13 protein-coding genes and 2 pseudogenes are annotated in these 21,207 nt (G+C 60.3%); 7 read left to right on the top strand and 8 right to left on the bottom strand.

Annotated features, from left to right (window positions below; translation table 11 throughout):
* The first annotated feature begins 48 nt into the window (after positions 1-48).
* From OMP40_RS37815 to OMP40_RS37795, 5 genes are all read left to right on the top strand, one after another.
* The gene (locus OMP40_RS37815) at positions 49-1,365 is read left to right on the top strand and encodes a hypothetical protein (RefSeq protein ID WP_277539326.1); all 1,317 of its coding nucleotides are present in this window, start codon (positions 49-51) and stop codon (positions 1,363-1,365) included.
* Complete coding sequence (locus OMP40_RS37810) at positions 1,325-2,773, top strand: PA14 domain-containing protein (RefSeq protein ID WP_277539324.1); 1,449 nt, start codon at positions 1,325-1,327, stop codon at positions 2,771-2,773. Before OMP40_RS37815 ends, OMP40_RS37810 begins: the two co-directional genes overlap by 41 nt.
* An 86-nt stretch (positions 2,774-2,859) precedes the next feature.
* Positions 2,860-3,078, top strand: coding sequence for a glycosyl hydrolase family 28-related protein (locus OMP40_RS37805; RefSeq protein ID WP_277539322.1), 219 nt, complete (start codon positions 2,860-2,862; stop codon positions 3,076-3,078).
* A gap of 11 nt (positions 3,079-3,089) precedes the next feature.
* Positions 3,090-5,540 (top strand): hypothetical protein, encoded by a 2,451-nt coding sequence (locus tag OMP40_RS37800; RefSeq protein WP_277539320.1) that lies wholly within the window; start codon positions 3,090-3,092, stop codon positions 5,538-5,540.
* A gap of 197 nt (positions 5,541-5,737) precedes the next feature.
* Positions 5,738-6,109: a helix-turn-helix domain-containing protein gene (locus tag OMP40_RS37795; RefSeq protein WP_277539317.1), complete on the top strand. Its 372-nt coding sequence runs from the start codon at positions 5,738-5,740 to the stop codon at positions 6,107-6,109.
* 714 nt (positions 6,110-6,823) lie between these two features.
* On the opposite strand, the gene gltB is transcribed toward OMP40_RS37795, so the two are convergent.
* On the bottom strand, positions 6,824-11,428 hold the full coding sequence (gltB, locus tag OMP40_RS37790) for a glutamate synthase large subunit (RefSeq protein ID WP_277539315.1): 4,605 nt from the start codon (positions 11,426-11,428) through the stop codon (positions 6,824-6,826).
* Between the two features lie 355 nt (positions 11,429-11,783).
* Here gltB and OMP40_RS37785 point away from each other — a divergent pair, with 355 nt between their 5' ends.
* Positions 11,784-13,088, top strand: coding sequence for a stalk domain-containing protein (locus OMP40_RS37785; RefSeq protein ID WP_277539313.1), 1,305 nt, complete (start codon positions 11,784-11,786; stop codon positions 13,086-13,088).
* 554 nt (positions 13,089-13,642) lie between these two features.
* On the opposite strand, the gene OMP40_RS37780 is transcribed toward OMP40_RS37785, so the two are convergent.
* The 6 genes and pseudogenes from OMP40_RS37780 to kapB form a co-directional block, all read right to left on the bottom strand.
* Entirely contained in the window at positions 13,643-15,889 is a 2,247-nt protein-coding gene (locus OMP40_RS37780) for an Ig-like domain-containing protein (protein ID WP_277539311.1), read from the bottom strand.
* A gap of 301 nt (positions 15,890-16,190) precedes the next feature.
* Positions 16,191-17,000, bottom strand: a complete 810-nt coding sequence (locus OMP40_RS37775) for a YhgE/Pip family protein (protein WP_277539308.1) — start codon at positions 16,998-17,000, stop codon at positions 16,191-16,193.
* A gap of 48 nt (positions 17,001-17,048) precedes the next feature.
* Positions 17,049-17,165, bottom strand: a pseudogene (locus tag OMP40_RS42925) (hypothetical protein); the annotation flags it as partial.
* A 193-nt stretch (positions 17,166-17,358) separates the two neighbouring features.
* Positions 17,359-18,297: pseudogene (locus OMP40_RS37770) on the bottom strand (YhgE/Pip domain-containing protein); the annotation flags it as partial.
* A gap of 96 nt (positions 18,298-18,393) precedes the next feature.
* Positions 18,394-18,990 (bottom strand): TetR/AcrR family transcriptional regulator, encoded by a 597-nt coding sequence (locus OMP40_RS37765; protein ID WP_338131388.1) that lies wholly within the window; start codon positions 18,988-18,990, stop codon positions 18,394-18,396.
* A 177-nt stretch (positions 18,991-19,167) separates the two neighbouring features.
* Positions 19,168-19,602: a sporulation phosphorelay system protein KapB gene (gene kapB, locus OMP40_RS40970; RefSeq protein ID WP_338131387.1), complete on the bottom strand. Its 435-nt coding sequence runs from the start codon at positions 19,600-19,602 to the stop codon at positions 19,168-19,170.
* Positions 19,603-19,783: 181 nt separating this feature from the next.
* On the opposite strand from kapB, the gene OMP40_RS37750 reads away from it, so the two are divergent.
* Positions 19,784-20,923, top strand: a complete 1,140-nt coding sequence (locus OMP40_RS37750) for an MGDG synthase family glycosyltransferase (protein ID WP_277539304.1) — start codon at positions 19,784-19,786, stop codon at positions 20,921-20,923.
* A 59-nt stretch (positions 20,924-20,982) separates the two neighbouring features.
* Here the strand turns inward: OMP40_RS37750 and OMP40_RS37745 are convergent, their stop codons facing one another.
* The gene (locus OMP40_RS37745) at positions 20,983-21,180 is read right to left on the bottom strand and encodes an NlpC/P60 family protein (protein ID WP_277539302.1); all 198 of its coding nucleotides are present in this window, start codon (positions 21,178-21,180) and stop codon (positions 20,983-20,985) included.
* Positions 21,181-21,207: the final 27 nt, after the last annotated feature.

Raw genomic sequence — 21,207 nt, 5'->3', positions numbered from 1 at the left:
CCTCGAACCTCCGCGGCGGTCGATCAAGCCATTTCGGATGAAAAAAAGATGACGCGCCCTTATGTCGACTGGAAACAGCAGGAGATTCCCTTCGGCGTTTCCTCCATCGATCGCGCGCCTTGGCGCTCGTACATGGATACCTGGGACGGCAGTCGTTTCCTCGACGCGCTTGGCGTGGTGCTGAACGGCGTGAGCCCGCAAGAAGCGGAGCCTACGGCGCAATTGCTCTCCGAAGCCGGATTCCGTTCCGCCCGAATCGAGATCGGCTGGGGGAACGTCTCGTTCGATAACGAAAACGTGCTGAGCGAGCCGCAAGGAAGCCGATTCATCTCCCTCATCTCAACGCTCAAGAAGTACGGCATCCGTCCGATCATTCTCCTGAACGCCAACTCGGGCAATCCCGTTCCCGGCAAAACGGTAAAGCTTCATTTAAAGAAAAGCGCTTTCAAAGGAGACAAAGCCATCTATGTAGACAACGTTGCAGGCATTGTCCCGCACTATACCGGCTTAAGCGGCCAAGCTTACCAAACGATGTATCCCGTCATTACGGCCGTCGATGCCAGGACAGGCAAATTGACGCTCTCGGCGCCGCTCTCGAAAGATCTAAAAGCAGGCCCGCTCAGCCTCACGCGCCTGAAATACAGACCGCTGTCCGGTACCGCCTACGCCGACGGGAAAGAAAATCCGGCAGCCCGGCAAACGTTAAACGGCTGGAACGTTTATTTGAATACCGTCACGAAGATGCTGATGAACGCGCTGGGCACGCAGAACAATCCGACGGACAAAGGATTCGATCTCGAGGTGTGGAACGAGATGACGTTCGGCAGCCAATTTCTCGATATCGGCAACTACTACGACCCGAAGCTGCAATTTTCCGAATATCCGGTCTATACGCTAGGCAACCGCAAAGCCTCCGGCGGCGAAGTGCTGCTGCCGATGACCATCGCCTTCGCAAAACAGAAAAAGCTGGCCGGCGTGCGCGTCGTCAGCGGCTTCTCGAACCAGCGTCCGTGGGAAAACGGAGCGGAGCTGTTTACCGGCGAGGCCGGCTTCAGCAGACATTATTATACGGGCTATAACGGCGCGCAATCGTTATTCGCGCCCAATGCGCAGACGAACACCAAAAAAGTATCTTTCCGCCACCGGAAAAACCAATCCCGGCAGCAAAGATTATTTGCCCGTTCATACCTTTGCGTTGCCCGAGTATTGGTTCTACGCTTACCATACCGAATATATCGTCAGAGACCTGCAGCCTTTCCCCGGGCCTTTCAGCCTGCATGGACGTTATTCGAATGCGGGAGACGGCCGGCAGGCCGAGGTATGGATGACGGAGACCAACTGGTGGAGAGGCCCCTTTGCCGATAAAATCGCTTCGCAAACGGGCATCGGCAAAAACGATAATCGTCTTCGAACGCTCATGCAGCAAATCGGCGCAAAAGCTACGCTCCGGCTGTTCACCTTTTACAGCCACAAAGGCGTCCAAACCGTCGAGCTTTATTCGGCGAAGGGCGGAGATCTCAATTATGGACTCATTAACGATGCGTTCTTCGAAGAACTGAGCAAAAACGGCTTCAAGCTGACGGATAAAGCGCGGATGCTCGCAGGTCCGCAAATCGACGCGCTCGCCCGGGTAACGAAAATAATGAAGTCGGGACAGCGGATCGAGAATCCGAGACCCGTCGGCGTCTCGGACGTCATCGAAGAAAATCCGCAAATCGCGCTCCCCGGCAACGGCACGGACGAGCACCCGGACACGAACCACATGGACGATCTCGCTATTTTGCCCTATCAGCTTAGCGCCAATCAGTTTGCGATCGGGTACTACGTCGTGACGCGGGATTTGACGAAGGAGTGGCAGAAAGGCAAGTCCGCGCTCGATCCGCTCCGGTACGCCATGCCCGATCAAAAGTTCAAAATCACGCTAAGCAACGTGAACGGTCTGGGTGCGACGGCTTACTCGTACGATCCGATCACCGGCCAACGAATGCCCGTTCCCATCCTGGAGCGTACGTCCCGCGCGTTGACGGTCCAGGTGAATACAACGGACTATCCCCGTTTTCTAATGATCGAAGAAAACCGGGCGGAGCCGGGCCCGCTTATTAGCGATGTGCGCCTTGAGAAGGGGGACCAGGGCGCGGCTTTGAACTTTAACGCCAATCGGTCAGGGACCGCAACAATAAGATGGGGCCCCTACCCGATACGGAGCGGAGGAACGTTCTCCCTCAGCCGTTACGAGAATGTCGCCGCGCAAACGCCCGCTTCAAACGTCCGGGTTCCGATGATAACCAGCGCCAAAGCCAAATTAGGCAAGGGAGTTTGGGTGTTCACAGGTACGATTAAACCCGCATTTACGGAAGAATACACGTTCCTGCTCGATGCGAACCCTTGCAAGTTCTCGCTGATGATCGACAGCAAATACGTCATCAACGGCTGCGGCGCAACCGGCGAAAAGTCCGGTTCGATTCGGCTTGTCGCCGGTCAATCTTACGCGTTGGCGTTCACCCTGGAAAACAACCAAAATCAGCCTTTCGACTATACCCTATACTGGGCAAGCGCCGGCCAGGCGAAAGAACCGGTGAGCGCCGTCGACGGAGACGACAAGGTCGCGGAGATCATCGTGAACGAAGGGGTTCAGGCAAGCGTGTTTCTGCCCGGGTTCCAGGTCGGAGACGGCGTTCGCATTGAATGGCGAGCTGCCGCGGATTCCGTTGAAACGCGTTATCCCGCGTGGAATTACGATGTAAAAGGGGTACTCTGGCCGCAAGCCGGTTAATCATGCGTACAAGCGCCGTTGCCTAAAGGTTCGTCCCGAATAACATAGAGTAGCCGTTTTAATGGCTAATTCAAGTATCGGGAGAGGTGAGAACCGACATGGAAGGCTATCTGAACGTCAAAGACTACGGGGCTGCCGGCAACGGCACGAACGACGACGCGCGCGCGATCGCGAACGCGATCGCGGCAAGCCGTCGCAGCGAATGCGGGCTCCGCGCCGACAACGGCAGGGATCCTGTTCCCTCCCGGCCGCTACCGGCTGGGAACGGGCTTGGAATTCCCCCCACGGCTTATCCGTCTGGCTGACCGATCAGGCGATGCTTGAACCCGATCCGGGCACGACCGTCTCCATGTTCAGCCAAATCTCCGCGGGGCTATATCCGATATTCGGAGGAGAAGGCCAAATCGTCGGACCGATGGACGTCCCGGAGATTTATCCGCAGTGGTTCGGCGCTTCCGGCAGCAGGAACAGCGTCATCGGCGCGATCGGCAAAAACGCCAATCTCCTAAAGCTCCAGAACAAGCTCGATTTTCGCAACGGCGAATACGTATCGATACCGGATACGGCGCCCTGTCGGGCCGCGGCTCCGGCGAAGCTGCAAGCAGCCGTCAAAGGCCCGGCGGGTAAAGCCGTATATAACTATATCGTCGTCGCGTTGGACGACACGGGCGGCATCTCGGCTCCCGCGACGATCGCCGTTAACAATGCCCCCGCCGCCATAACGCCTTCCAACGCCGTCGTATTGACCTGGTCGCCTGCAGCGAACGCGGCGGCGTACGCCGTCTACGGAAGAACCGCCGGCTCCGCCAGGCTGCTCGCGCGCGTTCAGCAGACGACCTGGACAGACCGGGGCGCGGGAGTTCGCAGCGATGCGCCCGCCGTTCCCGCGCAGCTGCCCGCCCCGGGCTCGTTCGTGGCCCGTATCGTCGGCGGCGGCGGCACGACGGAGCTGACGTTGTCCGCTTCCGCCCCGCTTGCGGTCAATAAATTTATCGAGCATGACGATACGTTGCCGATCAAACGCGCCTTGACCGCCGCCGGAACGACGGGCAAGCTCGTATTCGCGCCGGGCAATTACCCGATCTGGGACACGATCGGCGTCCAGACCGCCGCGCTTGCCGGCAACGGCAGCGTCAACCTGTTGTTTAAACCGTACGCGCCTTACGACTTGAAGCCATGCCTGGAAATATTGAACGCCAATACCGTCTTCTCCGGCATCAACGTCGGCAGCGGCCGCGAGACTTATTCTTTGAATGCGCCGACATGGGCGGATCCCGCCTTGTTCGGGGGACAATATTACGATATGTTCGTGACCGGGAGCTGCGGCATTCGGATCGTCGGCTCCGGCAGGCCATCGTTTCACGAAGTCCGCACGAGTTCGCTCAAGGTCGGCGTACTGCTCGATAACGATGTCGGTCACCTCTATTTTTACAATTGTATGCTAAGCGGACTCGTTGGCGTCTACTGCTCGCGCAATACGGGCGACTACTATTTCGAGAGCTGCGACATTACGGGCGTATTCTGCGGATTGATGTTGGGCGTTAAGTCGGTCTCCAATCACAGCGGCGGCTTCGGGGCCCAGTTGCATCGCGTTCACATGGGTTTTTCGCCCTTTTCGATCTATCAGGTCATCGACGATGCCGACTTGTACGCTTCAGTGAACTCGGTTTCGGGCCTGAGCTGTATTTTTAATACGGTGCAGCATGAGCAGATCGGCGAAGCGGCCATCAAGCTGCTGCCCAAGTCCGAATCGAATATGATCGTGACCGGCGGATTCGGTCTCAGCTGGAGCTCTTATCAGTACGCGACGCCAAGGCAGGGATGGCAATTCGCGCTGCCCGACTCCCTCCTCCCCGCCGCGCAGCGCCAGCAATACGCAGTCTGGCTCGGCACGCTCGGCAACAGCGATATCCCCCGCGGCTCCGTAACCGGCAATCTATTCGCATCGGCCGCGCCGGGCGCCCTGGGGGCGGCCAGAATCGAAAAGCTGGCGACGACGTCCGATCTGGAGGGCCTTTCCCTGGACGCTTCTTTGATCGTATCCAAGGAGCCTTTCGCAGAACTGTCGCTTAACCCGGCCACGCTGCTGCGCGATCGGACGCTGCGCGCCTTTAATCCCGTCGTGCGCGGCAACTTGCTGCAAAATCCCGAATCGCCCGCTTCTTACAAACTCGTGGGCGGCACGCTGAACGCTTCCGCAAACGCGCCCGTTCCGGTGCCCGGCGTATTTCGGGAAGAGCTCGGCCCCATGCCCGTTATCCTGCAGTTCACGCCGGCGCCCAACGCGGCGCTGTGTCAGCTTCAAATCAATTTGGCCGTCGCCTCCTACCCTTCGTCTTCTATCCCGCTATCGCTAAGTCTATGGGTATACTCGGCCTCGCAGAGCGGCATCAATGTCCGCTTGAACGCAACAGGCTCAGTCGGCACGGCGGCCGCCGTCGACAAACGCGCCTATTACAGTCAGACTGTCTATCCTCGCGGTTCCTGGTCCAAAATAACGGGCATCGACAATACGCCGACCGATCAATCCGTCGTCTACTCCTTCGTATCGCTCGAGCTTCCGCGCGATCGTCCGACTTACTTCGCGGGCCTGATGCTTTCCGAAGGCCCTTTAGCCGCCTTTTCTCCGCGCTATCATATCGCCGCCGATGACGACGTCGAGCTGGTGCGGCCGGGCGACGGGCTGGTGCTGACATCGCCGGGCGGCAATCGCTTCCGGCTTACGGTAAACGATCAAGGTCAGATAAGCATCTCGCCCGTGAATTAAATGGCCTGCGCTCGAGCCGACCTTTGTCCGCTGTAAAGGGCAAGGGTCGGCTCGAACGCATGTATATCAATTAGATACACAACGTATACTAGAAATAAAAGCGCTTTCCATCGTTAATGTGACGTTTCGTATCAACTAATGCAAATGTATCGCCAAACGTTTATCATTAAGTGACGGGATAAAAGGAGGGAATTCGTATGAATATCGGCAGCCGCATCGCCTATCTTCGTGATCAATCCGGCTGGACACAAGAAGAATTGTCCTCTTCCCTTGGCATTACCAGGGCCGCCCTCTCGCACTACGAAAAAAACAGGCGCGAACCTGATACGGAAATGCTGACCAAGCTGGCCGATCTTTTTCAAGTCTCGATCGACTATCTTGTGGGAAGAACGCACCAGCCCCAGATGACCTTAGATACCGAGGTGCGCCAGTTCACCGATCAGTTGGAGCTCTCCGATGCAGACCAGCTGCTGGAGAGCTTCGCGCTAACGATCGACGGCCGGCGGCTGTCCAAGGAAGAAGCCAAGCGCTTTATCGCTTTTATCAGAGCCGAGAGATCGCTGGGCTAACGCGTCACCTATGCAAGATACCCCGATTCCGCTCGATGCGGCCGGGGTATTTTTCTTTTTACACGGTATTCTGTTGTCTTACACGGTATTCTGTTGTCGCTCTTTCCTCTTTTCTTCCTTTTCAAACGCTTCCCATTTGCTGACGTCGATGCCAAGCTGGGTAAGAATGGTATGAATGCTAATCTCGACGGGGCTATTCCCGGACGATTCTAAGCGTGGATCCCTCTCCCTCTCCATCTCCGCACCAAAATCCCCCTCTCTGGAAAATGAAACCTAATTCAACTAATCCTTATTATAAGGGACAAGGAATGCGGAGGGTGTCGAGTGATGTATGTCGTCGAATTTTTTTTATCGCCATGTCGGGTCGAGGGAGGAATGACCCTGTCTGATCCTACCCGAGACATGCGCCGCATGTTGCGCGGGATCGACATCCGTCGCCAGGGAAGCTTCGCTTGCATCGCAGCATACAAAGTCGGCGAACCCGCGTATCGCGCGGGATTAAGGCCTTAGGCCGACTCTTGAAGCCGATTGCGTCGCAAGCCTTCTTGCGATTGCCATTCTTGCAATTCCGGTATAAAAAAGATACGGAACGAAGCGGGAACACAGGTGCTTCATTCCGTATCTTTATGTCTTAAAAGTCTGTTTTATTCCCGTTCTTCCCGCTTTTTCCGCAGTCGGAGGCTTGTGTCGATTGTCGTCATACCGCGAAAATCGTCAATTGCCGCCGACGCGCGACAAGTCGCGCATATTGGCTTCGAAGGCGGCCAGGAGCGCTTGTTCGCCGCTCAGACCTTGCGCCTTGACCTTTTCGATCTGCTCCATCATCCGCTTGTAGTCCTTCGGAATAACCTTGACGATCTTCGGCAGCACGGCTTCCCAATCGTTCAGGACGCGCTCGCCAAGCTCGCTGTCGGTATAGCGGACGTGGTTCTCGATCAAGCCGCGCACTTCGGCGATCTCGCGTTCTTCCTCGAGCGCCTCCAGGCTGACCATTTCGAAATTGCAGCGTTTGACGAAGTCGCCGTTCCAATCGACGACGTATGCGATGCCTCCGGACATGCCGGCGGCAAAGTTGCGTCCGGTGCGGCCCAGGATGACGACACGTCCGCCGGTCATGTATTCGCACCCGTGGTCGCCCACGCCCTCGACGACGACGTTCGCCCCGCTGTTGCGGACCGCGAACCGCTCGCCGGCGACGCCGCGGATATACGCCTCGCCGCCCGTGGCGCCGTAAAGCGCCGTGTTGCCGGCGATGATGTTGTCCTCGGCCTTGAAGGTCGCGGACTGCGACGGGAATACGGCCAGCTTGCCGCCCGACAGGCCCTTGCCGATGTAGTCGTTCGCGTCGCCTTCGAGCGTCAGCGTCATCCCCTTCGGAATGAACGCGCCGAAGCTCTGTCCGGCCGTGCCCACGAAGTGGAACGCGATCGTGTCTTCGGGCAGGCCGGCTTTGCCGTGGCGGCTCGTCACTTCGTGGCCGACGATCGTGCCCACGACGCGATTCGTGTTCTTGATCGGGAACGTGCCGCGCACGCGCTCGCCGCTCTCGATCGCCGGAAGCGCCGCCTGCAGCAGATGCTGCATGTCGAGCGACTCTTCAAGGCCGTGGTTCTGCGACTTGCGGTTGAAACGGAACGAGCCCTCGGGCAGCTCCGGCATATACAGCAGGTCGGTCAGATCCACGCCGCTGGCCTTGAAGTGCGAGATCGCCTTCTTCGTATCGAGGCGGTCGGTGCGTCCGACCATCTCCTCGATGGTGCGGAAGCCCAGCTCCGCCATGATCTCGCGAAGCTCTTCGGCAAGGAAACGCATGTAGTTGACGACATACTCGGGATCGCCCATGAACTTCTTGCGAAGCTCCGGGTTCTGCGTCGCGACGCCGACCGGACAAGTGTCGAGCTGGCAGACGCGCATCATGATGCAGCCGAGCACGACGAGCGGCGCGGTCGAGAAGCCGTACTCTTCGGCGCCCAGCAGCGCGGCGATCGCGATGTCGCGGCCGGTCATCATCTTGCCGTCCGTCTCCACGACGACGCGGTCGCGCAGGTTGTTCAGGATCAGCGTCTGGTGCGTCTCGGCAAGACCGAGCTCCCAAGGCAGGCCCGCATGCCGGATCGAACCGATCGGCGAAGCGCCCGTTCCGCCGTCATAGCCGCTGACGAGGATGACGTCCGCGCGTCCCTTCGCGACGCCTGCCGCGATCGTGCCGACGCCGACCTCGGAGACGAGCTTGACGTTGATGCGCGCCTTCGGGTTGGCGTTCTTCAGATCGTGGATCAGCTCGGCCAAGTCCTCGATCGAATAAATATCGTGATGCGGCGGCGGCGAGATGAGGCCGACGCCCGGCGTCGTGCCGCGAACTTCGGCGACCCAAGGATATACCTTGCGGCCCATCAGCTGTCCGCCCTCGCCCGGCTTCGCGCCTTGCGCCATCTTGATCTGAATCTCGTCGGCGTTGGACAGGTAATAGCTCGTGACGCCGAAGCGTCCCGAAGCGACCTGCTTGATCGCGCTGCGGCGGGAATCGCCGTTGGCGTCCGGAATGAAGCGCGCCGGATCTTCGCCGCCCTCGCCCGAGTTGGACTTGCCGCCGATGCGGTTCATCGCGATCGCGAGCGATTCGTGCGCTTCCTTCGAGATCGAGCCGAACGACATCGCGCCGGACTTGAACCGCTTGAAGATCGATTCGGCCGGCTCGACCTCTTCGATCGGCACCGGCGGCTGGTCGAACTTGAAGTCGAGCAGCGAACGCAGCGTCCGGATCTCCTCGTACTCGCCCTGAACGAGCGAGGAGAACTTCTTGTACAGCTTGTAGTCGTTGGACCGCGTCGCCATCTGCAGCGTGTGGATCGTCTTCGGATTGAAAAGATGATCCTCGCCGTCCTTGCGCCATTGGTAATCGCCGCCGGAGTCGAGCTCGTGCTCCGCGCCCTCTTGGGTCGCGAACGCGCGGGCATGGGCCTTCAGCGTATCGGCCGCGATCGTCTCGAGCCCGACGCCGCCGATCCGGGACGGCGTCCACGTGAAGTGGCCGTCGATCAGGTCGCCGCGCAGGCCGATCGCTTCGAAGATCTGCGCCCCGCGATAAGACTGGATCGTGGAGATGCCCATCTTGGACAGCACCTTCACGACGCCTTTATTGGCGGCCTTGAGATAGTTCTTGACGGCCTTCTCGTGCGAGATATTGCGCAGCATGCCCTGACGGATCAGGTCGTCGAGCGTCTCGAACGCCAGGTACGGATTCACCGCGCTGACGCCGTAGCCGATCAGCAGCGCGAAGTGATGCACCTCGCGCGGCTCGCCGGATTCGAGCAGGATGCTGACCTTGGTCCGCGTGCCTTGACGGATCAGGTGGTGATGGACCGTCGATACGGCGAGCAGCGAAGGGATGGCCGCATTGTCCGCGTCGATGCCGCGGTCGGACAGAATCAAAATGTTGTGGCCGTGCTTCATGACGCGGTCGACCGCGGCGCACAGGTCGTCAAGCGCCTGCTTCAAGCCCGCTTCGCCCTCGCTTGCCGGGAAGTAGATCGGCAGCGTGATCGACTTGAAGCCCGGACGATGGACATGGCGCAGCTTCGCGAAGTCCTCGTTGGACAGAATCGGCGATACGAGCCTGATATGACGGCAGCTCTCGGGCTCCGGATTGAGCAGATTGCGCTCCGGTCCGACCGTCGTGTACGTGGACGTGACGATCTCTTCGCGGATCGCGTCGATCGGCGGGTTCGTCACCTGCGCGAACAGCTGCTTAAAGTAGTTGAACAAACGCTGCGGACGGTCCGACAGCACCGCGAGCGGCGCGTCGTAGCCCATCGAAGCGAGCGGCTCGACGCCTGCGGTCGCCATCGGCTCGATGATCTTGCGCACGTCCTCGAACGAGTAGCCGAACGCCTGCTGGCGCTGCTGCACCGTCGCATGGTCGAGCTCGGGCAATTCAAGCGCCTCCGGCAGCTCCGCCAGATCGATGAGATGCTCGTTCAGCCATTCGCGGTAAGGATGCTCGGAGACGATCGCCTTCTTCAGTTCTTCGTCGGCGATGATCCGGCCTTCCTTGGTGTCGACCATCAGCATGCGGCCCGGACGCAGACGGTCCTTGAGCACGATCTCCTCCTGCGGGATCTCGATGACGCCCGCTTCGGAAGCCATGATGATGATGTCGTCCTTCGTTACGCAGTAACGCGCAGGGCGCAAGCCGTTGCGGTCGAGCACCGCGCCGATCTGGACGCCGTCGGTGAAGCCCATCGCGGCGGGACCGTCCCACGGCTCCATCAAAGTGCTGTGGTACTCGTAGAAGGCGCGCTTGTCGTCGTCCATCTGCTCGTCGTTCTGCCAAGGCTCCGGCACCATCATCATCGCGCAGTGCGCGAGCGGACGGCCGGCCAGGTACATGAACTCGAACGTGTTATCGAACTTGCCGGTGTCGGAGCCGTCATGATTGATGACCGGCTTGACCTTCTCCAGATCGGCGCCGAACAGCTCGGATTCGAACAGCGTCTGACGGGCGTGCATCCAGTTCTCGTTGCCGCGGAGCGTGTTGATCTCCCCGTTGTGGATCAGATAATGGAACGGATGCGCGCGCTCCCAGCTCGGGAACGTGTTCGTCGAGAAACGGGAGTGAACGAGCGCGATCGCGGACACGAGCGCCGGATCGTGAAGCTCCGTATAGAAATGACCGACCTGCTCCGTCGTGAGCATGCCTTTGTAAATGATCTTCTTGGAGGACAAGCTCGGCACGTAGAAGATCTCGCCGTCCGGAATGCCCGAATAGCGGATCGCCTTCTCGGCGCGCTTGCGAAGCACGTACAGCTTGCGCTCGTAGGCCAGATCGTCGGCCAGCGCAGCAGGGCGGGCGATGAACACTTGGCGCACGCACGGCTTGACGCGCTTCGCCGAGATGCCCAGCGTGCTGTCGTCGGTCGGAACCGTGCGCCATCCGATGACGGACAGGCCCTCTTCCGCCGCGATGCCTTCGAGCCGCGCTTCGTGTTCGGCGCGATGCGAATCGTCCTGCGTCAGGAATACCATGCCGACCGCGTACTGTCCCGGCTCCGGAAGGGAAAATCCTAGCGAGACAGTCTCGCGCGCGAAGAAATCGTGCGGAATCTGCAGCAGAATGCCCGCTCCGTCACCGGAATTCGGCTCGGCGCCTTGGCCGCCGCGGTGCTCCATGTTAATAAGAAGACTTAGCGCTTGCTCGACGATATCATGCGACTTCCGGCCTTTGATATGGGCGACGAATCCCATCCCGCAAGCATCCCGCTCATATTGCGGATCGTACAGCCCCTGCTTCGGGGGCAATCCGTTCACGAATTGTGTCATGATGAAGCGCAACCTTTCTATAGAAAAAATAGGGTGTCGAGAGCCAACGGTTCGACGGCGTCCGGCCGGCCAAATAAATTCGGCGAACGGCAGGCGGGATGCGGCGCGGAATAATATGATCTGCTACAATATTATTGGCAGCGCATGAACGCCCGAATAATCGAAGGAAAACGGCGAGGTAACGGGAAATCGTTCGGGATTTGCTTCGAAAATTCGTGCAAAACTAATAAATATACCTTTTTTATTGTTATGCTATTTTAACATTACAGCGTCAGCAAAGGCAATTTAATATTTTTATGAAGGCGATAATCAATGTTTGGCTGATCCCGCAGCCCGCCTTCGGGAGGAGAACGCAATGATGATTCAAGCCAAGCGCCGCTCCGCGGCGCTGCTCGTCGCCCTGACCTTGGGCGCGGCGCCGGTCTCCGCTTATGCCGCGGGCGAGCAGCCCGCGCCTTCTTCGGCCGCGCACGACGTCTTCAAGATCGTGTCGCTCGGCGACTCCGTGTCGTTGGGCTACGAGCCCGGCGTGACCCGCGCCGCGGACGTTTACGGTTATGCGGACAGGTTATATGTGAACGCGTTGCTGCGCGGACGCGCGGAGCTCGCCAACTACGGTGCGCTCGGCTTGCAGAGCGCCGGTCTGACCCGGCTGCTCGCCGGGGCGGCCGAGGGCCGCAAGCTGACGGCCGACGAGCTGCAGGACTATGCCGCTTACGCCCCCGAGGCCAAAGCACAGGCGGATGCTGTAGCCGCCGCCGCCCCCGCGCTCAAGAGCAGCCTCGCCGATGCGGATCTGGTGACGCTCACGATCGGCGGCAACGACTTTGCCGCGCTCGTCCGCGATCTCGTCGGCAAGACGGACGGCGACGCAGCGGCATCGTTCGAGACGACATTCGACGAGAAACTGAATATTTATGCAGAACAGCTGCAAGCGAACCTCCGTACCCTTCGCAGCCTGGCGCCCGCGGCGCGCATTGAAATCGCCGATCAGTATTCGCCCGTCTCCAAGATCGTCGGCGAATCGCTGTATAGCCAGCTGAACGCATCGATCGTCAAGCTGAGCGCCAAGCTCGACGAGCTCCAGATATCGCTGGCAGCGGAAGGCATCGCGGTCGACGTCGTACATATCGGCGGCGCGTTCCTGGGCAAGGAAGCGTTATACACGCACTTCAGCCCCGTATTCGGCGTGACCGACATCCACCCGACCCAAGCCGGCTACGAGACGATCGCGCGAGCGTTCGCGGCGCCGCTATGGCCGGAGTATACGGAGGTCGCCCCTTCGGACAAGGCTGCCAATCCAGCGCCGGCCGTCTATATCAAAGGCAAGCTGCTCGCGACGCAGAACAAGCCTCAGCTGAAGAGCAACACGACCTTCCTCGCGTTAAGCGACGTCGCGGCGGCCACCGGCGCCGAGCTGCAGTGGGACAACAAGACGAAGACCGCCACCTTCAAGCAAAACGGCCGCATCGTCAAGCTTACGATCGGCGCGAAGACGATCGAGGTCGGCGGCGCGAAGCAAGCGCTGAACGTGCCCGCATATTTGCAGACGGTCGGCAAAGTAAGCAAAACGTACGTCCCGCTCGCCGCGATCACTCAAGGCCTGGATTACCAAGTCGTCTACCAGGCCAAGCTGCATACGGCATTTATTAATTCCTGATAGCGTTCCTTAAACGTCCGCGATTGATTCGCGGGCGTTTTTGATTGTTTTCGAATGCACCGCCCCCCTACCGCACCTCACGCACCGGTTCACGAGCCTGGAGAGTAACTTTTTACCTTTATAGCACCTTTTGGACCGGTGCGCGAGCCTGGAGAGTAACTTTTTGCCTTTACAGCAACTTTTGGACCGGCTCGCGTGCCTGGAGAGTAACTTTTTGCCTTTACAGCACCTTTTGGACCGGTACATGAGCCTGTAGAGTAACTTTTTTCCTTTACAGCACCTTTTGGATCGGTTCGCGTGCCTGTAGAGTAACTTTTTGCCTTTACAGCAACTTTTGGACCGGCTCGCGTGCCTGGAGAGTAACTTTTTGCCTTTACAGCGCCTTTTGGACCGGACCGGTTCGCGAGCTGGAGAGTAACTTTACTAACCTTCCATGCTTTACGAAGTAGCGCCCCCCGCGTTTCTCCGCGAACTAAAACGAAAACGCGCAAGCCGCAGGAAGGCCGCCTTCAGTCCCTTCGGACCGGAAGCGGCCTTCCGCAATGCCTGCGCCGTTACTTCACTTTAACGCGCACGTTGACCGTTTTCCCGCCGTAGGCGGCTTTGACGGTCACGCTGCCTTTGCCGACGGCGGTGACGACGCCGCCGGTCACCTTCGCGACCTTGGTGGACGAAGCGGTCCAAGCGGAGAACGCGGTCACGTCCAGCGTTCTTCCATTCTCGTAGACCGCCGTCACCTTGACCGAGTCCGTCGCGCCTATGGCCAGTTCCAGCGACGTGTCCGATACGGTGAGCTTCGTCAGCTTCGCCTTTACGGTCACCGGAACGCTTAACGACTTGCCCTGGTACTTGGCCGTCAGCTTGGTCGCGCCTTCGGCGAGCGACTTCGCGGAGCTGCCCTTGACCGCGGCGATCGTCTCGTCCTCGGACGTCCAGACCATGCGCGAGCTTAGGTTGATAAGCTTGCCTGACTTCGTCTTGCCGGTCACCTTGACGCTCTGCGACTTGTTCAGCGTGAGCGACAGGGCGGACGGCTCGATCGTGTAGCTCACGTACTCTTCCTCGACGGTAGCCGTTACCTTGATCGTCTTGTTCAAATAAGTGCCGGTCAGCGTCGTCTTGACCGCCACCAAGCCCTTCAGGGACGCATCCTTGACGAGCACGCTCGTGGAGGCAGACTTCCAGACGATGTCCGCGCTGATATCGGATTCGTCGCCGTCTTCATAGACCGCGGTTACCTTCGGCAGCGATACCGTCTGGCCGATGATCAAGCTTACGTTGTCTTGTTCAGGCAGCAGCGTAAGCACTTTTTTGCTGACCGTCACTTCAAGCGTGTCCGTGAAAGAGGAAACCGCACCGTTGGACACCGTCGCGGTCAGCGTCGCCTTGCCCGATTTTAGCGCCGTCCACTTGCCTTCGTCGTCGATGCTGACGACGGTATTGTCCGAGGACGTCCACTTCGCCAGCTTGCTCACGTCCGCCGCGGAATCGTCCAATGCCGTGCCCTTCACCTGCGGCAGATCGCCGGTGTCGTCGACGTATACTTCCAGCTTGTCCTTCGCGAGCTCGATCTTGCTCACCGTCGGGTAAACCGTAACGGAAAGCTCTTTGACCACGCTCTTGTAAGTGAGCTTGATCGTCGCCGTGCCCTTGCCGCGCGGCGTGACCGTAGCCTTGGCGCCGCTGCCGCTGACGGAGATGACGTTCAGGTTGGTGGATTCCCACTGTGCGCCTGCAAGATCCAGATCGACGACCGAGCCGTTGATCGTCTTGGCCGTGATCTCAAGCGGCGCGCCCGACAGCGCCAGATGCTGCGCCGCGCTCGGCGTGAAGAGGATCGCCTCGAACGGCGTGCGCACGGCGATCGTGGCCGTAGCCGATACGCCGAGATAGGTCGCGGTAATCGTCGCGGTGCCCGCCGCTACCGGCGTCACCTTGCCGGTCTCGTCCACGGTCGCGACCGCTTCGTTGCTGCTCTTCCAGGTCGCCTTGCCCGTCACCGTCTCGTCACTGCCTGACGTGTTCTTCGCAGTCGCGGCGAGCGTCTTCGCAGCTTCGCCGACCTGCATCTCGTAAGGACCCTTGACGCCGGCGCCGTCCGCGATGGACATCGACTTGTAAGGCGACGTCGCCGTCAGCTCGATCGTATCCGTACGGCCCTGGTATTTGGCCGTAATCGTCGTCTTGCCGGCCGCGTTGATCGTCAGCTTGCCCTTGTCCACGCTGACGACGGACGCGTCCGAGGAGGTCCAGGTCGCCTTGTCGGTCAGGTCGTCCAAGTCGCTGCCGTTGACGCCTTTGGCTTTGAGCAAGATGTCCTGGCCGAGCTGAACGTCCAGCTTGTCGGCCGCGTCGGTCGAAGCATTCCCGACGCGAAGCTTAAGCTCGGAGTAGTGATACTTCGCGGTGAGCGTCACGCTCGCCGAGTAGCCCTGGTATTTGCCGGTGATGACGACATTGTTCGCTTCGCCCGTCGCGGTCACGACGCCCTTGGAGACGGAGACGGCCGAATTGGACGATACCCATGTCGCATCGTTCGTCACGTTGGTCGTCGAGCTGCCGCCGGACGAGCTGTCCGTCGTCGTGGCCCACAATAGAAGGACAAGGGAGCCGTCGTCGACGTAAATCGTCTTCTCGATGTCGCTCAGCTCGTCCAGCTTGACGGACGTAACCGTGGTCGCGGCCACCGCCGCCCCCATGGAGCTCAGCAGCCCCGTGAACAATAGTACGGCCATAAGCGCCGCCGTCAGCCGTCCCGCTTTCGAGATCCGGCTTCTTGACGGTCTTTGGGTCATCATCATTTTTTTGTTCGTGCCTCCTAATCTGTTTTCCGGTGTTGGCAAAAAAGGACAGTCTTATCTTCAATAACGGCTTGCGCGGCGCGTAAATGAATAAAATCGAGGAAAATAGGGACATAAGTCGCAAAAAACGCATGACAAACGCGTGGCGGTTAAAAAAGGGGAAGGTCGATTACGTACGCGAAAACGATTGCTTGCAGATCAACGTGAAGGCGCAGAAAAAACCGGCGATCGAACGATCGCCGGGAAGGGCTCGTTTACCATATCTCGACCGGACCGCGCCTTCGGCCGACAATGAGGACGCTCAGCCGTGCGCAGCGCCAAGCTGCTGAGGGATCGGCTTCATCTTGCGCGCGCGAAGCGCGAACAATCCGATCGTCAAGGCGACGAATACCGCGGCAAACATCGCCAGATCGAGCAGCTGTTCGCCGATCGCCGCGCCGGAGCGGCCGGCCAGCGCGAGCCGCAGCGCTTCGATCGCGTGCGTCATCGGCACCCAATCGCCGACGGCCTGGAGCCAGTGCGGGAGCAGCTCCTTCGGATACGTGCCTTCGCTCGCTGCCAGCTGGAGCGTCAGAAGCACGATCGCGACGAAGCGGCCGACCGTATCGGCGAGCGACACGAGGAATTGCACGATCGTCATGTACGTGAGCGCGATGACCGCGCTGATGCCGTAAAAAGCGGCCACGTTCGGCACCTTGAGTCCGATGCCGTAGATCAGCACCGTGTCCGCGAGCGCCACCTGCAGCAGTACGACCGGCGCGAACAGCAGCAGCTTGGACAGGTACCAGGCAAAGCCGCTCTTCACTTTGCCGGCCGCGTCGCGCAGTGGCAGGATGACGGTCGACATGAGGACGCCGACGTAGAGCCCCAACGCCAGGAAGTAAGGCGTCATGCCGGTTCCGTAGTTCGGCACGTCCGCCAGCTTGTGCGCCTGGATGCCGATCGGATCGGCGAACATGTCCGCCTGCCCGTCGCCGCTCTTGACGGCGCCCGCTTCCTTGGAAGCGTCCTGCAGCCTGGCGCCCAGCTCGCTCGAGCCGCTCTCCAGCTTATGCAGGCCGTCCTCGAGCGAAGCGGAACCGCTTGCCAGCTGCTTGGCGCCGCTCTGCACCGCGACCGCGCCCGAGCTCGCGCGCTGGATGCCGCTCGCGAGCGTCCCCGCTCCCGACGCCAGCTTGCTCGCGCCGTCGGACAGCTGCGCAGCGCCGCTCTCCGCAGCGCCGAGCTTGGCGCCGAGCTGTCCGAGCCCCCCCGCGCAGCGCGGAAGTGCCGGCATGCAGCTGCTTCGCCCCCGCAGCCAACTGCTGCTGGGCGGCCGACAGCCGCGCCGCGCCGGCCTCGGCCGAGACCGCGCCCTGCTTCGTTTGCGCGGCGCCTTCCGCCACGCGCTGCGAAGCCGCGGCCAACTGCTGCGCGGTCGCGTCGTCCGGATGAGCCGCGGCGTACTGCTTCAGGCGCTCGGCCAGCTGTCCCGCGCCGTCGGCGACCTGCGCCGTGCCGTCCGCCAGCTGCCCGGCGCCCGCCGCCAGCTGTCCGGCGCTATCCGCGAGCTGCCCGGCTCCCGTCTCCAGCTTGCCGGCCCCCGCGTCGGCCTGCACAGCGCCCTCCGACAGCTTGGCTTGGCCGGCCGCAAGCTGCTTCAAGCCGTCGTCCAGCTTCGCGGATCCGCTCGCCAGCGCGCCAGCGCCGCTCTTCAGGCTAGCGGCGCCGCTCGTCAACTGACCGAAGCCCTGCTGGAGCTTGAGCGTGCCGTCCGCCAGCTTCGTCAGATTGTCGTGCAGCGTCTTGGCCCCGCCGGCGGCGGACTTCGCGCCGTCCGTCAGCTTCCCGGCGCCTTCGGCGGCCTCGCCGAAGCCGCTGGCCGCTTCGCCCACCGACTCGAGCGCGGCCTTGGCATACGCCTTCGTGACCTCGCGGCTCACGTCCGCCTTCAGCTTGTCGGCTGCCGACTCGCCGATCCGGCTGGTTAAATAATTCCAGCCGTCGTCGACGTAATACTGGACGTCCGCCTGCTGCGGCGTTTCGTCCTGAAGCGTCGCCGTCTTCGCGGAGAAATCCGCCGGCACGACGAAGGCCAGCGCGTAGCGATGATCGGATAGACCGTCCAACGCGTCCTTTTCATCCGTGAACACCCATTTGAACGCCGCGCTTTTTTTCAGCTCGCCGACCAGATCGTCGCCTACCGCCAGCTTTTGCCCGTTCAGCGCAGCGCCTCGATCCGCATTGACGACCGCGACCGGCATCCGGTCCAGCTTGCCGTAAGGATCCCAGAACGCGCCGATCAGCATGCCGCTGTACAGGAGCGGAATCAGGGCGAGTCCGAATATCGAGATCATCGCCATCTTGCTGCCCTTAAGCCTTTTGAATTCGCCCGCAATGACGCCGCCCGCAGCCTTGAATTTATTCAAAGTTCATCTCTCCCTAAAAAAAAACGATAATCATCATCCCTAATACATAATGACCAAAATTCCCATTTGGTCATTATTAACCAAAAAAAGAAGCGATCACTTGACCGCCAATCCTTCCAGGCAGTAAAAACGGAAATGCGCGAGCACCTGCTCCGCATCCAGCGGCTCGTGCAGATGGCCGCCTTCCGCCGTGAGCGCCAGATACATTTTGAGCATCATATAAGCCGTAAGCGCCGGATCGGACTGCCGCACCTCGCCCTTCGCGATGGCCTCGCCGACATGCCCCGCAATATAGGCGATGATCGAGCGCTCGATCGCCTCAAGTCCGCCGTTCGCCATCGGCGTGCCGAACTCCCTGACCTCCTGCGAGAGCTTCACGACCAAGCCATGCCGGTCCCGGTAAGCGAGCACCTGCTGGAGAATGCGCAGCAGATTGTCGGCAAAAGGAAGCGCCGGATCGAGCGTCCGCTCGGCGACCGCCTTCAGCTCGGCGATCAGCTCCCTTACGATCTGCTCGAACAATTCTTCTTTGTTGGCGAAAAAAGTGTAAATCGTCCCCTTGCCCACGCCCGCGGCCTTGGCAACCTGGTCCATCGTCGTCGCCTTGTAGCCGAACGCGGCAAACGAACGCGCAGCCGTCTCAAGCACCTGCTTGCGCCGGTCCGTCGACTTGCGGTCGGTCGTCAGGTCCACTGCCGGTCCCCTCCCATTATAAAAAATGACCAAAATAACAATCCGGTCATTTCGTTCTATCAGGAACTATATCACATCCGCCCGCCGCAATCAACGTCGTCATGGCAAGGGGACCGTGCGATGCGCCCGACAGATCGGCGGGTGACCCGGTCGAAGCGCTTGCGCGCGCTTTATTTCCTATTCCCGATGGACGTTCCGAGAAGAATGCGCGCCTGCGCTCACCCCGCCGCGTATCATCGGCCGAGACCGTAATCGGTCCCGAGCGTATCCAGACACTGCAGACACTGCTCCGCCCAGCGCCGCATCCGGTCCATTCTGCGAACCTCGGCTTCCCATGCCGCGGCGAGCGATTCCCGGTAAGCGGGCACCTCCCCCGGCATAAGGAACGGCGTCTCTCAGCATCACCCATACCTTCTCCCGTTCCGCCGAAGCTCTCCGCTCGTGGAACAGCGCCGCGTCCGGATCGTAAGCGCTGTGCAGGTCCCCCTGCTGCGGATGCCGGAGCACCGCCATGATCTCGACAAGCGCCCGACGCTCGTCGACGCTTGCAATCTTTCCTATATATTGTCCGGTCTTGTGTTCCGCCTTGACGAATTGTCCTTCTGTCAGCATGGATCCAGCCTCCCGTTATGTGCTTGCCCCCATTGTACACCGAGCCGCGGCCGGAATGCATGGCGAAGCTGGCGATTTTTGTTCGAAGCCAGTAAAAGCTGTAAACGTTCTCTGACGGACTTGTACGGGAGCTTCCATTTCGCGTAATATGGTAGTAGGTAAAGTGGGGGGATCTCTTCCGATGCGCAAAAAACGAATTCTACTGCTCTCCGAAGGCTTCGGCACCGGACATACGCAGGCGGCTTACGCTCTATCCGTAGGGCTTAGACAGTTGTCGCCGCGCGTGCAGACGAGGGTCATCGAGCTGGGGACGTTCCTGAACCCCGTCATCGGACCGCTCATCCTGTCCGCCTACCGCAAGACCGTCAGCAAGCAGCCCAAGCTGGTCGGCAAGCTGTATCGCGGCCACTATCACAAATCGCTGAACAGACTGACCCGCTTCGCGCTGCACCGCCTGTTTTACAATCATGTGTCGGACGTCGTGCGTCAGTTGAAGCCCGATATGATCGTATGCACGCATCCATTTCCAAACGCGGTGGTCAGCCGGCTCAAGCGCCTGGGCCTCGACGTGCCGCTCTATACATTGATTACGGACTACGACGCGCACGCCACCTGGACCAATCCCGAGGTGACCGCCTATCTCGTCAGTTCGCCGACCGTGCGCAGCAGGCTTGTCTCTCAGGGGGTGGCGCCTTCGCAGGTGGTCGTCACCGGCATACCGGTCCATCCGAACTTCTGGCATCCGCACGACCGCGCCGAGATTCTGTCCCAGTTCAAGCTCTCTGACATGCCGACGGTGCTGGTGATGGGCGGGGGCTGGGGGCTGATGGCCGAGGAGCAGATGGTCGAATACATGACCTCGTTCGCCGACAAGGTGCAGCTCATCATCTGCATGGGCAGCAACGACAAAGCCAGGGAAAAGCTGATGGCGGAGCCGCGGTTCCAGCATCCGAACATCAAGGTGCTCGGCTTCACGAAGGAAGTATCCAAGCTGATGGACGTCTCGGACCTGCTCGTCACGAAGCCTGGCGGCATGACCTGCACCGAAGGGATGGCCAAGGGCATCCCGATGCTGTTCTACGAGCCGATCCCGGGCCAGGAGGAAGAAAATCTCGAATACTTCGTCACCCACGGCTTCGGCGAGCCGCTGACGTCGACGGATACGATCGATCGCTGGTTTCGCCTGATCCAGGAGCCTTACGCTTCGGACCAGCACAGGGGCAACCTGCTTGCGCTTCGCAACGCGGAGTACAACCCGGCCAAATGCTCGGAGGCCGTCCTGTCCCTGCTGCTGGAGGATGTCGCGCCGGCGGCGGAATGATCCATCTTCATGAAAACAGCCTGGACGTCCGAGGACGTCAGGCTGTTTTTGCGTTGGCACTATAGCGCGCTGCCGCCGAACAGGAAGCGGTACTCCCAGTGCTTGCCCACGATGCTGTCGACGCGCACGCCGCCCGAGGCAACGGAGTACGTCTGCAGCACCTCGCCGTTTCCGAGATAAATTCCCGTGTGGGTGACGGTCTCGCCGAATGGCTGCTTCCCTTCGTACGCCGAAGGCTTGGAACCTTTGTAGCTCATAAAAAAACATGACATCGCCGCGCTTGA

This window comes from Cohnella rhizosphaerae, assembly GCF_029525575.1.
GTDB lineage: Bacteria > Bacillota > Bacilli > Paenibacillales > Paenibacillaceae > Cohnella > Cohnella rhizosphaerae.
The sequence above is the reverse complement of the archived record's forward strand: the minus strand, read 5'-3'. Positions and strand labels throughout refer to the sequence as shown.